The sequence below is a fragment of the Pedobacter sp. GW822-FHT03F06 genome (genome assembly GCF_058801365.1).
Genome location: NZ_JBXANE010000002.1, coordinates 275,672 through 290,051, shown reverse-complemented (window position 1 = coordinate 290,051; position 14,380 = coordinate 275,672). Strand labels below are relative to the sequence as shown.

The following is a 14,380-nucleotide window of genomic DNA, read 5'->3' as shown; positions in this document are numbered from 1 at the left end:
ATGAAAAAATTCACTAAATCTATCGCCATCTTTCTGCTTCCAATTATCTTTCTGGCTGTTTTTTGCGAAGTTTTGATCCGAAGGATTCCAAACGATTACGAGTATAAAAAAAGCTATCTCGATCACCACGCTAAAGAGGTAAACATTTTATTTATGGGCAGCTCCCATGTGTATTATGGTATTAACCCCAAGTACATTAAATCAAGCTTTAATGCGAGTTATATTTCACAATCTTTCGACTATGATCTGGAGATTTTAAAAAAATATAGCGACCAATGGACCAATTTAAAATATATCGTTATTCCTGTTGATTACTTTTCGTTTTATGGCCGATTAGAAAACAGCCCTGAAGCATGGCGGGCAAAAAATTATCGCATTTATTACGATATCAATACCGATCATAAAATATTCAACAGTACTGAAATATTAAGCAACAAACTTGATATCAATTTGAGTCGATTGTACAATCACTACTTAAAGGGCGAAAATGACATTAGTTGTAGTAACCTGGGTTGGGGATCGAGCTACAAGTCTATTAACCACAAAGATTTAGTCAAAAGTGGCGCAACTGCCGCTGCAAGACATACTGCGAAAGATAATCTGCAATACCCAACTAACCTGCATTTACTGGATGAAATTATCGCCTTTGCAGAGCATAAACATATTAAGGTGGTATTGTTTACCAGTCCGGCTTATAAATCTTATGTATCGCATTTAAGCAAAAACCAGTTGAAGACTACGCTTTCTACCATTAAAAAACTGAATACTTTTCACTCCACAGTCAGGTACTTTAATCTTTTGCAGGATAGTTCATTCCATGCGCAGGATTTTTATGATGGCGATCACCTTAACGAAATCGGGGCTAAGAAACTCAGTTTAAAAATGAATGCGCTTTTGGCTAAGATATAATCCGCTAAACCTCAAATGCCCAATCTAAAAAGGCAGGCATTACACTTTCCCAGGTGGGAACATCGTGTTTGCCACCGACTTTTTCGTAATAAAAAACATTTTCAGGTCGTTTATAACCTTTATTCAGAAGTATTTTAACCACATCGATCGTATCATCTATCGAGTCGATGATCATATTTTTATTCCGATCAGCTTTCTCATCTTCCGTTCCGGTCATTAACCAGAATTTCATATCGGGCCTGGTAGAGGTGCTTTCTAGCTTTGCATGCATAATGCGATCTGCATCAGTATACCCTTCGCTCAGGTCTTTTTTTCTCCACCAAAATGCTCCAGAAAAAACACCGATGGCATCAAAAGCAGAAGGATTATTCCAGGCAATATCAAAAGCAGACAAACCACCCAAAGAAAACCCCGCGAAACCTACTTTACCGGTTATCGGCATTGCAATTTTCTTTTTAACAAAAGGTAAAAGCTCTTTCATCACAAAATCAGTGTATAGGTTAGCTTTCGCTCCACGTCCTTTAAAATCGGGAACATCCGCAACACCATATTCCATTAATCGGTCTTCTGATGCTTTAATGGCCACAACAATTAACCTGTGGTTTCTTTTGCCATGATGGGCTTCTTCCAAAATCCGGCTAAAATCCATTTTGGCCACATCCTGTCCATCATTTAATAAAAGAAGCTCTATTTTCTCATTCCCTAAAATACCTTCGGGTGTATAAATATCTATTTCTACCTCATGCTTTAAATAAGCTGAGGGTATTTTAAAGTTACTGGTATTAACTTTTACCGATAAAATTGTGGTGTACATCATAATCAAAATCGCCTATCACATGGCTATCGCCTCAGAATTAGGGTGCAAAGGTACAAATCTCCGTAAACTATTAATTATCATGGGTTAATTTTTACAATACGCCTTTAATCTGCATCATTTTACTGCTTAAACTATTCTTTTTGTAGATTTTAATTTATACCTTAAATCATTCAATTTTTATTATGGTTAAAGAAGAACATAAGAAATGGTACAGCCCGAATTTAAGTGGCGAAATCGACATGCTCATCTTTGGTCACGGTGGTATCCCTATCCTACTGTTCCCGACAAGCATGGGTCGATATTTTGAAAACAAGGATTTCAAACTGATAGATTCTGTTGAGGGATTTATCAATGAAGGAAAAATTAAGATCTATTGCCCCGATGGTGTCGACAAATTAAGCTGGTACAACAAAAGTATTCATCCTGCCGACAGGGTTAAAAACCACATCTGGTACGACAAGTATTTACTGGAAGAAGTAGCCCCTTTGGCAAGGCATGAAACCGGGCACAGCAAAATTATTACTGCTGGCTGTAGTTTCGGGGGCTATCATGCTGCTAATTTCGCCTTCAGGCATCCCTGGCTGGTTAGCCATATGTTCAGTATGAGCGGCGCTTTCGATATTTCTGGCCAGTTGGATGGTTTTTATAATGATGATGTCTATTTCAATAATCCGGTTGATTACCTGCTGAACAATAGTAACCCCGAACTGCATTATATGAAAATTGTTTTGGGCACAACAGATCGTGATATGTGCAGGCCAGATAATGAGCGTTTATCCGATATTTTAAACAAGAAGGGCATAGACCATTGGCTTGATATCAGACAAAATGCTGATCACGATTGGCCCATCTGGAGGGAAATGTTTCCAGATTATATTGCACAGCTTTAGTTTAGTCCAAAGTCGGCAATCTTAAGTCCCGATTCGATTTAGGATATAATTATCAAACAATTAACCGATTAACCAGTTAAACATTTAAACTAAAGTTTACCAATGAAACCATCATGAGCAAACAAGTACAACCAGCAACACTGCTCATGATCGCTTCATCACCATTGAAAGACAAATTTAAAACGATGAAAAAAATAGGGATTTTATTTGGACAGGAACGCTCTTTTCCTGAAGCCGTAATCGAAAGAATCAATCAAAAAGCAGAAAAGGGTATAACCGCCGAAGCAGTCAAAATCGACAAAATATTTCAGAATGCACCATTAGGTTATTCGGTAATCATTGATCGTATTTCACAAGATGTACCATTCTACCGCGCATCATTAAAAAATGCCGCAATTACCGGAACTGCCGTAATCAACAATCCATTTTGGTGGAGTGCCGACGAGAAGTTTTTCAATAATGTGTTGGCCGAACAGATTGGCGTACCGGTACCCAAAACAGCATTAATTCCATCAAGAGAGCATCCCACAGGAACCACGGGAGAATCTTTTTCTAATTTAACCATGCCTTTAGATTGGGATGCCATTTTTGAATACACTGGTTTTCCGGCCTATATGAAACCCTATGACGGTGGTGGCTGGAGAGATGTTTATAAACTTCATGATAAAGAAGATTTTTTTGATAAACACAGTGGCACACAACAATTGGTGATGCTTTTGCAGGAAGAAATCATTTTTGAAGAGTATTTCAGGTGTTATTGCATTGGCGGCAAATATGTCCGTATTATGCAGTATGACCCTCGTAATCCGCATCACTTACGTTATGCCACTGAAGGCAAATCGCCAGATGCAAAACTGCTTAAAACTGTAGAAGAATACACCTTAAAACTATGTAAGTATTTAGGATACGATTTCAATACGGTAGAATTCGCAGTGCGTGATGGAGTGCCTATTGCAATTGATTTCTGTAATCCTGCCCCCGATGCTGATATTAAAAGTGTTGGTCAGGAAAATTTTGACTGGGTAGTGGAAACTACGGCAAATTATGCCATTGAAAGGGCTAAAACACAAAAAGACGGACAAGATAATTTAACCTGGGGCGAATACATTAAATCGTCGGTTAGTGGCAAACCATTAATTGCGAAAGTTACCCCGAAAGCGGCCGCGCCAAAGAAAGTTACCGTTACAGAAAAGGCTAAAGCTACACCAAAAAAATCGGCAACAGCAGAAAAAACACCAGCAAAACCTAAAAAAGCTGCGCCAAAAAAATAATTGGGATTTAAATTTTAATCAATATTAGGATGAACGAGTTTACGCTGGGCATAGAAGAAGAATATATGGTAATTGATCCCGTTACCAGAGAGCTTACTTCTCACGACCAAAAAATTGTAGAGGCTGCACAGAAGATCCACAAAGACCAGGTTAAGGCAGAAATGCACCAGGCTGTGGTAGAAGTTGGAACCGGAATTTGTAAAACCACCACCGAAGCACGTAAAGAGATTTCTCAACTGCGTTATACCGTGTCACAGCTCGCCGGAGAGCAAGGCTTAAGGATTGGGGCCGCTGGTACACACCCCTTCTCACATTGGGAAAAGCAGTTAATTACAGAACATCCCCGTTATAATGAAATTGTGAACGAACTACAGGAGGCTGCACGTTCTAACCTCATTTTTGGCCTGCACGTACACGTAGGTTTTCAATCTCGCGAGCTGGCCATTCATATTGCCAACCAGGTGAGGTATTTTTTACCACATGTTTTTGCCTTATCTACCAATTCTCCATTCTGGGAATCGCGAAACACAGGGTACAAATCTTTTCGCACTAAAATTTTCGATAAATTTCCCCGTACGGGCATTCCTGATATTTTTAACAGCATCGAGGATTACGATAATTATGTAAAACTGCTCATCAAAACCAATTGCATGGATAATGCGAAGAAAATTTGGTGGGATATCCGTGTGCATCCGTTTTTCGATACCGTTGAGTTCCGCATTTGCGATTGCCCGATGCTGATTGATGAAACGATGGCTTTTACGGCATTATTTCAAGCCTTATGCGCCAAACTGTACAAACTGCGTTTGCAGAATATGGAGTTTATCAGCTATTCGAGAGCACTAATTAATGAAAATAAATGGCGAGCTGCCCGTTATGGAATTGATGGGAACCTAATCGATTTCGGGAAAGAAATGGAAGTAAACTGCCGCAACCTTATTTTAGAATTATTGGATTTTGTGGATGATGTGGTGGATGATTTAGGCTGCCGTGATGACATTAATTATGTGCATAAAATATTGGAGCATGGCACAGGTGCAGACCGGCAGTTGGCAGTTTACCAACAAACTGGTAACTTTGAGGCGGTAGTAGATTACATTACTACTCAAACACTTATAGGCGCAAAGTAATTTTATAATGGATAAAAATAGCTTAAAGGTGGCCGTTATTGACATGAATAACGGCGCACCTAATCAGGGTATGCGGGGGATTCAGGAAATTTTATCCCGTTTTAAAAACGATAACAATATCGATTTAACCTTTGATATATTTGATTTAAGGCAAAAAGGAGAAATACCAGGCATTGATTATGATGCTTATATTTCTAGTGGTGGCCCAGGGAGTCCGATTGAAAGTAAGGGCGAGCAATGGGAAAATGATTTCTTTAATCTCTTAGATCAGATAGAAGCTTTTAACCGTAAAAATGACGAAAGAAAAAAGTATGCTTTTTTGATCTGCCATTCCTTCCAGTTGGCTTGTAGAAAATATGCATTGGGTAACGTAACCGAAAGACGATCGAATGCTTTTGGTATTTTCCCGATTACCTTAACAGAAGATGGAGAAAAAGACGAAATTTTTAATGGCATCACCAACCCTTTCTTTTCGGTCGACAGCAGAGATTGGCAAGTGATCGAGCCAGATTTTGCTGCTTTTGAGAAAAAAGGCGCTAAATTATTAGCCATCGAAAAAGAACGTAAACATGTCGATTTAGAACGCTGCATGATGTCGATCCGCTTTTCCGATGAAATCATCGGTACGCAATTCCATCCAGAAGCTGATCCGGTAGGCATGAAAATGTATTTGCTTCAGGACGAAAAGAAAAAAGCAATAGTTGATATGCACGGGGAACAAAAATACCTGGATATGTTGAACAGTTTAGACGATCCGGCAAGAATTGTGCTTACCCAAAGTGTTATTTTACCTAATTTCTTACAAAAAGCAATTGGTGATTTGCAAATGGTGTAGCATCAAACGTTAATTTTTCAGTCGGCCGTCATTGCGAACTGTAGCGTTGTATGAGCCAAGGGGTGAAGCAATCTTTTTTATAATTAAGAACAGAATAGATTGCTTCGTTCCGATGAAAGATCGGAAACTCGCAATGACGATTCAGGAATAAGAACCAAATACCTAAATTATGATACCCTCACAACGCCAAAAATATAACCAGCAGTTTACCGAAGAGAAGTATCAAAACTTCCTTATCGAATTGCAAAATGGCTATCCACCAATCCCTTTTCGTGTGGCAGAAACGCCTGTTTTTGTACCTAAAGCGTTAAAAGAAAAGTTGATTGCAGCGGGTGAAGAAATCATAAACTTAATAAAGCAACCTAACTTTAAGGAACTAACGCAAAAATCAATTCCTGTAAGCTGGAATGTGCCCAATGAAAATGAACAGCCCCACTTTTTAACCTTCGATTTTGGCATTTGTAAAAATCGACACGGAGAACTTACCCCCATGCTGATCGAAATGCAGGGATTCCCTTCTCTATACGGTTTTCAGCATCATTTGGCTAAAACTTTTCAAGCGAGTTTTGAAATAGACCATTCGGTTAATCATTTCTTAAACGGCTTTAACGAACAAGGGTATATTAAGTTGCTTAAAGAAGTCATTATTGGCTCCCATCAACCAGAAGAAGTAGCCCTGATGGATGTAGATGCAGCTAACCAGAAAACGGCCATCGATTTTTTTGTGACCCAAAAAATGTTGGGCATTAAAATTTTGGCACTGGAAGACATTAAAAAAGTAGGCAAACAGCTCTTTTACGAAGAAGATGGGAAACAGATCCAGTTGAAAAGAATTTATAACCGCCTGATTTTTGATGAAGTGGCCAATAACACCGAGATTTTTAAAAACAGTTTCGATCCGCGTGAGGAGCTGGACGTGGAATGGGTAACACACCCCAACTGGTTCTATCGCATCAGCAAATACACCATGCCTTTCTTGAAAAGCGAATTTGTACCTGAAACACGTTTTTTAAACGAGATAAAGATTATCCCTGAAGATCTAGAAAACTATGTACTTAAGCCATTATTCTCTTTCGCCGGCATGGGCGTAATTATCGATGTAAGCGAAACGGACATCACCAATATAAAGGATCCCGAAAACTGGATTTTACAAAGAAAAGTAAATTACGAGCCAGCTGTACAGGCACCAGATGGCGGCGTAAAGGCCGAAGTAAGGATGATGTACTTATGGCCTGATGGTGGTGAACCACAGCTTTGCATTAATTTGGCAAGGTTAAGCAAAGGAAAAATGATTGGTGTACGCTACAACGCCGATTTCGATTGGGTTGGCGGTACGGTTGGCTTTATTGAGGAATAGTTCTTCAGTCTAACCGCAAAGCGCGCGAAGACTAACCACAGAGATCACAAAGAATAAGACATAGAGGAACACACAGATATGATCCTTTAGTGTGTTCTGTGGCAAAACAAAAAGTTCGTGGATACATGAATTATAGCGAAAGGAATAATAATTCACCTATTCTCGGTAAAAAAACTCGGTTTCCTCTGTGGTAAAACCGTACGTCAATAATTTACATTCATCTGAACACCTTCCCCCTAAAACCCTTTATATTTGTAGTATGGATATTCAAACGATTTTAGTCTTTTTACTTTTTGCGGTAGCATTGGTATATGTTGGCCGTTTGGTTTTTAAATCTTTACAGGTAAAAAAAGATGGATGTGGGGGTAATTGTAAATGTGGTGTAGATTTTTCCGATATTAAGCCCGTAAAAAAATAACATCCCACCTTTATGATTCATCAGTTCCAAAAATACTTACAGGAAAAAATAGAGATAACTGATGAGCAGTTCGAAAGCATATCATCTGTTTTAAAGGTTAAAAAATTCGAGAAAAACGAAATAGTTCAATATACTGGCGATAATTTTAAACATGGATATTTTGTAGGCAAAGGCCTATTACGCGCGTACTCAATTGATGCGAAAGGCAAAGAACATATCCTTCAGTTCGCCCCCGAAAACTGGTTGGTTTCTGATCGCAACAATATGAATAATGAGCCTTCAATATTTTTTATCGATGCCATCGAAGCAACCGAAGCCGTGTTAATGCCCAACAATTTCATGGAAGAAGCCGCCAGGCAAGTACCATGTTTGCAACCCATGCAAATTAAACTACTCAACAATTCGATCCGCTTTATGCAGAAAAGAATTAATATGTTGTTAAGTGCTACGGCCGAAGAAAGATACCTCGATTTTATAAAACTTTACCCTAACCTTACCCTTCGCGTACCCCAATGGATGATTGCCTCCTATCTGGGCATTACCCCCGAATCGCTAAGCCGTGTGAGAAAGGAACTGGCCAATAAACATTTCAGACCTTAGACTGAGTTTTGAATGAATGAATGTCTTGGCTAAATCCCAATATTCGATCCTTCTCTCAATTTCTCATTCAATAACCCAATCATTCTGTCATTCAATTATTTCCCTTTCTTACCATACATCAATCTGTAGTAAAAACCTGCGCTGTACTTTTGTGTTGTAAATATTAAACATCTCAAAAAACAAAAGATATGGCAACTACAAAATGGACATTAGATCCAACCCACAGCGAATTACAATTTAAAGTAAAACACTTAATGATTACTACTGTAACCGGTAGTTTAAAATCTTTCTCAGCAGAGTTATCATCCGATGGTGATGAATTTGAAAATGCAGAAATTTCTTTCAAAGGTGACATCGGTTCAATTGATACCGGAAATACTGACCGCGATAACCATTTAAAAAGCGGTGATTTTTTTGATGCTGAAAAATTTGCACACATCGAATTTAAATCTAATTCAGTAGAAAAAGATGGCAGCGATTATATCGTTAAAGGTGATTTAACCATTAAAGGCGAAACCAAACCTGTAAAATTAACTGCAGAATTTGGCGGTATTGCTACCGATCCATGGGGAAATACCAAAGCCGGATTTACTTTAAGTGGAAAAATTAACCGTTCAGAATTCGGTTTAACCTGGAATGCGGCATTAGAAACCGGTGGCGTAATGGTAAGTGAAGAAGTTCGCATTTTAGGCGAATTACAGTTTGTAAAAAATGCATAAGTGATAAGCGTTTGGCGATAAGCGTGGATTATCCGCCAAATGCAAAACGCATAACAGAAAGGTTCCAATCATGGAAACAAAACAAATAGAAAAAGTACTAAAAGCGCCAGCGCCACATATGGTTGGCGATGGCTTTAGGGTACACAATTTTTTCCCAAGTGGATATAAAATCAACATGAGTCCGTTTTTCTTAATGGATTATGGCTCAAAGATCGAATTTTCTGCCAGGAAAGAACCAAGAGGCGTTGGGGTACATCCACATCGAGGCTTCGAAACGGTAACTATTGCCTATCATGGCGCGGTTGCCCATCACGATAGCGCTGGAAACAGCGGGGTGATTTACCCGGGCGACGTACAATGGATGACCGCTGCAAGTGGTGTACTACATAAAGAATACCATGAACCGAACTACAGCTTAGCTGGAGGTCCTTTTCAAATGGTTCAGCTTTGGGTTAACCTGCCATCCAAAGATAAAATGGGTAAACCTGGCTATCAGGCAATTAAACAGGCCGATATGGCTCATTTTGATCTTCCCGAAAATGGTGGAAAAATCGAGATCATTGCTGGTAATTATAATGGCATAAAAGGCAATGCAAATACCTTTACTCCCATAGAACTTTATAATGCCAGGCTAAATAATGGTGGTGAAGCTACTTTTAATTTTCCTGAGCATTTTAATACCGCATTTATAGTGATTGAAGGCTCGATCAAAATCAACGGATCGGAAACTGCAGTAGCAGATAATTTTATCCACTTCAAAAACAAAGGTGAAGAGATTAAGGTCGAAGCGCTAGAAAACAGCGTGATTTTGGTTCTAAGTGGTGAACCTATAGATGAACCGATTGTCCAATATGGTCCGTTCTTAATGAACACCCAGGCAGAAATCCATCAGGCCATTGAAGATTATAACCAGGGCAGATTTGGTTATTTAGAAGAGTAAACAGAAAATCGTCCATCCATCATATTAAATAGCTAAAAATAGCCAGCAAATTTTAAAAAATGCTGGCTTTTTTTGTAGATACATTTTGCAGAATAACCCCATATCATTAAGTAAGCATAAATGTTGTCAGTCTGAGCCTGTCGAAGACCTTTAATAGTCGAAAACAAAAAACATTTGTCCTTCGACAGGCTCAGGATGACAATGCTTTTTTCGTTTCCTCTTGTCGCATTTTAACTTATGCAAGAAAACCTTAACTACCCTAAATCCTTAATGATGTAAAGGCCCAGAAGTCCACCTATTCACCTGATAAATAGAGAGATAAATTAGCATTTTAAAACAGGCCAAACCATCAACCTTCTTAACCATTCCAATTAATCATTCATACAATCTTCATATTCGTTAGTGACATTTGATTAATAAATCAGAACAGAAAAATGTCCGGAAAACAAATATTTCAAACTGAGACCAAAAGACGCTGGCATACATTTACATGGGTAAGCCGTACGTTTTTTTTAGTCTTCATTATCGCAATCATCTGCGTGGTATACACACTGTCTTCGGTAGAGGCACCCAATTTGCCTTTTATCAACACAAATACACCGTTAACACAAAAACAATTAGAGAAGTTAAAAAAATCACAGCAGTATAAGGATTTCGCCATCGAAAAATCTAGGCTGCAAAAGATCAAAAAAGATCGCGAACTCCGTATTTTAAGCCATCGTGGTAACAGCAAGCGCATCAATATGGCATTTTATGTAAGCTGGGCAGCAAGTAAAGAATCATCAATATCAGATTTAAAACGCAACATCAGCCATTTGGATATGGTGGCTACAGAATCGTTCTTTTTAAATGGTGATTCTATTGTAGATAAAGTAGATACTGCAGCTTTAAAAGTAATACATGCCGGCAAAAAATCGGCTATTGCGGTGGTTTCAAATTATAATAAAGATCATTGGGATGGTGCTGCGGTAAGAAGATTATTAAACGATCAATCGGCTCAGCAAAAATTGATCTACGATCTTATAGCGATCACCAAAAAATATGGATATAGTGGAATTAACATAGATTTCGAAGAGCTCAACCTTCAAAATAGCGATAGTTTTAACGCTTTTATGGAAAATCTATACAAGCAGTTTCATGCCGAAAAATTGATCGTTTCTCAAGATATTTCCCCCGAAAACGACGATTATAAGCCAGAAATTCTTCAAAAATATAATGATTACCTCGTATTAATGGCTTATGATCAGCATACTGAACAAAGTAATGCGGGCGATATTTCCCATCAGGAATGGGTAGAAGAAAAGCTTGATGATATTTGCAGTAAAGTTAATGCCGGCAAAGTAATCCTTGCTTTGGCTTGCTACGGTTACGATTGGCCCAAAAATAGCATTGGGCAACCGGTTACTTACGAGCAGGCCATGACAATGGCAGTTAATTACAAAAGCAAAATAAACTACAATCCTGCTTCTGCCAATTTAAACTACACTTACAACGATGGCAGTGGAATTAAACATGAAGTTTACTTTACAGATGCGGCAACCTATTTTAATCTAATCCGCAAGGCTGATGATTGGGATATTGCTGGTATAGCCCTATGGCGTTTAGGTTCGGAAGACAAACGCTTATGGTCTTTTATTTCTAACGACCTTAGTTTGGATACGCTAAAGAAAAAACCCTTCGATTTACGCAAAATTGCTTCGTTAAATATGGGTGGAATCTCTTATTTGGGCGATGGTGAAATTCTGGACCTGATTTCTACCCCAGCACCCGGTAGTGTAAAGTTCACTTTAAACAAAGATAACTTTTCTATTGCCGATCAAAAGTATATCCGACTTCCGGAGCAATATGTAATTAAAAGGTTTGGAGAGGCCGATAAGAAAATCGCTTTAACCTTTGATGATGGGCCAGACCCTGTTTATACACCCCAGGTATTAAATATTTTGAAACGGGAAAAAGTACCTGGCTGCTTCTTTGTGGTTGGCATTATGGCTGAGCAGAATATGGAATTGCTAAGACAGGAATATAATGATGGTTATGAAATTGGAAACCATACTTTCTTCCATCCTGATATGTCGGCCATTGGGCCACGACGGGTAAAATTCGAGCTAAATGCTACCCGTCGATTAATAGAGGCAGTTACCGGCCATAGCACAATCCTGTTCCGTGCACCATTTAATGCTGATGCAGAACCGCAAAATATTTCCGAAATTCTACCTGTTGCACAAAGCCGTAAAGAAAATTACATCAATATCGGGGAATATATCGATCCTGAAGATTGGCAACCAGGCAAAACTGCCGATCAGATTTTTAACGAAGTAGTGAAACAACAGGACAACGGTAATATTCTTTTATTACATGATGCAGGCGGAAACCGTGAAGCTACCGTTGCAGCCTTACCCCGGATTATAAAATTCTTCAAAGCCAAAGGTTATACTTTCACAACCGTTGGCGATTTAATGGGCAAAAAAAGATCAGAATTAATGCCTGCGGTAAAATCTATGGCAAATAGTGGTTTTTCTGGTTCTGGTGATTACTTTTTCATCAATTTCTTTTACTATGGAAACATGATTTTAAACATCGTATTTTCTGTAGCAATAGTACTTGCTATTTTAAGGACGATATTTATTGCCTATTTAGCCATCAGACAGCGAAAAAGAGCGAAACAGAATGTCAGCAAATTGGTAGTAAATCCTTCAGAAAAAGTGAGTATTATCATTCCAGCCTATAATGAAGAGGTTACTGCTGTACAAACTATTAATAGTCTTTTAAAAACCACCTACCCCTATTTTGAACTGATTTTTGTGGATGATGGTTCGAAAGATAAAACCTTTGAAATAATTGACCAACATTTTGGCAATCATCCTCAGGTAAAGGTTTTCCGCAAAGCAAATGGAGGCAAGGCTTCGGCCTTAAATTATGGTATATCAAAAGCTACCTCAGATTTTGTGGTCTGTATAGATGCCGATACACAGCTAAAAGATGATGCCGTTACCGAACTGATGCGTTACTTTTATAGTGAGCAAATTGCGGCAGTAGCTGGCACTGTAAAAGTTGGGAATACCAACAACATCATTACCAAATGGCAGTCTATTGAATATATCACTGCACAGAATATGGATAGGCGTGCTTTTGACTTACTAAATACAATTACTGTTGTGCCAGGAGCAATAGGTGCTTTTAGAAAAAATGTAATTTTAGAAATCGGCGGATTTACCATTGATACACTTGCCGAAGACTGCGATTTAACCATGCGTATTTTAAAAGCAGGTTACCGCGTAAAAAACTGTGATACTGCAATTGCTTATACCGAAGCACCAGAAACGGTAAACATGTTGCTTAAACAACGTTTCCGCTGGAGTTTTGGCGTAATGCAAAGTTTCTGGAAAAACAGAAAAACACTGCTAAACAAGAAATACGGTTATTTTGGGATGGTAGGAATGCCGAATATTTTGATCTATCAGATCATTTTGCCACTATTTTCGCCACTTGCCGATCTTTTTATGTTCATCTCGTTAATTAGCGGTCTCTTCTCGTTAAGTGCTATAAATAATTTAACCCTAACCGGATTCTCTGGAATTTTAAGCCTGCATAACGGTTTTGGCCAGGTACTTTTTTATTATATTATCTTTATTGTTGTAGATATGATTTTTGCTGCAATCGCCTTCCGTATGGAAAAAGAAAAATACACGAATTTACTTTACATATTCCCACAGCGGTTTTTCTGGCGGCAACTGATGTATATTGTACTATTCCGTTCGTTCAGAAAAGCCATAAAAGGTGAACTGGAAACCTGGGGAACGTTAAAGCGGACAGGAAACGTTAAAGAGCAGTTGGCGTAATGCTTGTCCTGGAGATTATATTATAAACAATGGATGTCACCCTGAGCCTGTCGAAGGGCTGGCTAAAATGCACTGTAAAGCATTTCGACAAGCTCAATGTGACAGTTCCGATCAAAATTTAATATATTATATTGCACCAGAAAAAACATAAACAATTCATAACAAGCTATTTAAAAAAATATTATTATTGTTTATGGAAAAATCTAACCAAACTATATTTTCCTTTAAACAGGTTTTATTGATTGCGCTTATTGCGGGAACATTAGATGGACTGGCGGCAGTTATATTTTTAGGAAAGATGAATTACACAGGTGTATTTCAGTATATCGCCAGTGCTATTATGGGGCCAGAAGCTTTTGCAGGAGGTATTAAAACAGCCCTTATTGGTCTGGCGCTCCACTACTTTATTGCTTTTTGCTTTACCCTGATTTTTGCCATAGCATCAACAAAAACCCCCGCTTTACGAAAGCATATTATCGTATCGGGAATAATTTATGGGATTGTCGTTTGGACGATCATGACCCTCCTGATTGTTCCATTAACCAAAATACCGGCTGCACCATTTCATTACGAACGGGCGATTTTAAATGCGGTAATTCTGATTTTCTGTATTGGCTTGCCAATTTCTTACTTAACCGCCCGAAAATTCTAGTAT

13 protein-coding genes are annotated in these 14,380 nt (G+C 38.5%); 12 read left to right on the top strand and 1 reads right to left on the bottom strand.

The genetic code is table 11. The annotated features are described in order from the left end of the window. Positions 1-909, top strand: a complete 909-nt coding sequence (locus AC1RJ8_RS03825; protein ID WP_492952586.1) for a hypothetical protein — start codon at positions 1-3, stop codon at positions 907-909. Between the two features lie 4 nt (positions 910-913). Here the strand turns inward: AC1RJ8_RS03825 and AC1RJ8_RS03820 are convergent, their stop codons facing one another. After that, a complete protein-coding gene (locus tag AC1RJ8_RS03820) occupies positions 914-1,726 on the bottom strand; it encodes an alpha/beta hydrolase (RefSeq protein ID WP_492952585.1) in 813 nt (270 codons plus the stop codon). A 182-nt stretch (positions 1,727-1,908) separates the two neighbouring features. Here AC1RJ8_RS03820 and AC1RJ8_RS03815 point away from each other — a divergent pair, with 182 nt between their 5' ends. The 11 genes from AC1RJ8_RS03815 to AC1RJ8_RS03765 all read left to right on the top strand — a co-directional run bounded on the left by AC1RJ8_RS03815 (position 1,909) and on the right by AC1RJ8_RS03765 (position 14,377). Further along, positions 1,909-2,616: an esterase family protein gene (locus tag AC1RJ8_RS03815; protein WP_029274721.1), complete on the top strand. Its 708-nt coding sequence runs from the start codon at positions 1,909-1,911 to the stop codon at positions 2,614-2,616. A 113-nt stretch (positions 2,617-2,729) separates the two neighbouring features. Further along, entirely contained in the window at positions 2,730-3,887 is a 1,158-nt protein-coding gene (locus AC1RJ8_RS03810) for an ATP-grasp domain-containing protein (RefSeq protein WP_492952584.1), read from the top strand. Positions 3,888-3,916: 29 nt separating this feature from the next. Next, positions 3,917-5,017: a carboxylate-amine ligase gene (locus AC1RJ8_RS03805; RefSeq protein ID WP_029274724.1), complete on the top strand. Its 1,101-nt coding sequence runs from the start codon at positions 3,917-3,919 to the stop codon at positions 5,015-5,017. A gap of 7 nt (positions 5,018-5,024) precedes the next feature. Next, positions 5,025-5,852 carry a type 1 glutamine amidotransferase gene (locus AC1RJ8_RS03800; RefSeq protein ID WP_492952583.1) on the top strand — a complete coding sequence of 276 codons (828 nt, stop codon included), beginning with the start codon at positions 5,025-5,027 and terminating at the stop codon, positions 5,850-5,852. A gap of 169 nt (positions 5,853-6,021) precedes the next feature. Further along, entirely contained in the window at positions 6,022-7,209 is a 1,188-nt protein-coding gene (locus AC1RJ8_RS03795) for a hypothetical protein (RefSeq protein ID WP_492952582.1), read from the top strand. Positions 7,210-7,468: 259 nt separating this feature from the next. Continuing rightward, positions 7,469-7,627, top strand: coding sequence for a FeoB-associated Cys-rich membrane protein (locus AC1RJ8_RS03790; RefSeq protein ID WP_082458743.1), 159 nt, complete (start codon positions 7,469-7,471; stop codon positions 7,625-7,627). A 12-nt stretch (positions 7,628-7,639) separates the two neighbouring features. After that, complete coding sequence (locus AC1RJ8_RS03785) at positions 7,640-8,227, top strand: Crp/Fnr family transcriptional regulator (RefSeq protein WP_029274727.1); 588 nt, start codon at positions 7,640-7,642, stop codon at positions 8,225-8,227. A 188-nt stretch (positions 8,228-8,415) separates the two neighbouring features. Continuing rightward, the gene (locus AC1RJ8_RS03780) at positions 8,416-8,946 is read left to right on the top strand and encodes a YceI family protein (RefSeq protein ID WP_492952581.1); all 531 of its coding nucleotides are present in this window, start codon (positions 8,416-8,418) and stop codon (positions 8,944-8,946) included. A gap of 70 nt (positions 8,947-9,016) precedes the next feature. Then, the gene (locus AC1RJ8_RS03775) at positions 9,017-9,886 is read left to right on the top strand and encodes a pirin family protein (RefSeq protein ID WP_492952580.1); all 870 of its coding nucleotides are present in this window, start codon (positions 9,017-9,019) and stop codon (positions 9,884-9,886) included. 539 nt (positions 9,887-10,425) lie between these two features. Further along, the gene (locus tag AC1RJ8_RS03770; protein WP_493008027.1) at positions 10,426-13,725 is read left to right on the top strand and encodes a trifunctional glycoside hydrolase family 18/polysaccharide deacetylase/glycosyltransferase family 2 protein; all 3,300 of its coding nucleotides are present in this window, start codon (positions 10,426-10,428) and stop codon (positions 13,723-13,725) included. A gap of 193 nt (positions 13,726-13,918) precedes the next feature. Then, complete coding sequence (locus AC1RJ8_RS03765; RefSeq protein WP_492952578.1) at positions 13,919-14,377, top strand: hypothetical protein; 459 nt, start codon at positions 13,919-13,921, stop codon at positions 14,375-14,377. Positions 14,378-14,380 lie beyond the last annotated feature (3 nt).

Bases quoted from the DNA above. Each gene is read 5' to 3' on its own strand.
- AC1RJ8_RS03800 (WP_492952583.1), top strand. From the start codon at position 5,025: ATGGATAAAAATAGCTTAAAGGTGGCCGTTATTGACATGAATAACGGC.
- AC1RJ8_RS03805 (WP_029274724.1), top strand. From the start codon at position 3,917: ATGAACGAGTTTACGCTGGGCATAGAAGAAGAATATATGGTAATTGAT.
- AC1RJ8_RS03765 (WP_492952578.1), top strand. From the start codon at position 13,919: ATGGAAAAATCTAACCAAACTATATTTTCCTTTAAACAGGTTTTATTG.
- AC1RJ8_RS03820 (WP_492952585.1), bottom strand. From the start codon at position 1,726: ATGATGTACACCACAATTTTATCGGTAAAAGTTAATACCAGTAACTTT.
- AC1RJ8_RS03825 (WP_492952586.1), top strand. From the start codon at position 1: ATGAAAAAATTCACTAAATCTATCGCCATCTTTCTGCTTCCAATTATC.
- AC1RJ8_RS03775 (WP_492952580.1), top strand. From the start codon at position 9,017: ATGGAAACAAAACAAATAGAAAAAGTACTAAAAGCGCCAGCGCCACAT.
- AC1RJ8_RS03785 (WP_029274727.1), top strand. From the start codon at position 7,640: ATGATTCATCAGTTCCAAAAATACTTACAGGAAAAAATAGAGATAACT.
- AC1RJ8_RS03810 (WP_492952584.1), top strand. From the start codon at position 2,730: ATGAGCAAACAAGTACAACCAGCAACACTGCTCATGATCGCTTCATCA.
- AC1RJ8_RS03780 (WP_492952581.1), top strand. From the start codon at position 8,416: ATGGCAACTACAAAATGGACATTAGATCCAACCCACAGCGAATTACAA.
- AC1RJ8_RS03815 (WP_029274721.1), top strand. From the start codon at position 1,909: ATGGTTAAAGAAGAACATAAGAAATGGTACAGCCCGAATTTAAGTGGC.
- AC1RJ8_RS03795 (WP_492952582.1), top strand. From the start codon at position 6,022: ATGATACCCTCACAACGCCAAAAATATAACCAGCAGTTTACCGAAGAG.
- AC1RJ8_RS03790 (WP_082458743.1), top strand. From the start codon at position 7,469: ATGGATATTCAAACGATTTTAGTCTTTTTACTTTTTGCGGTAGCATTG.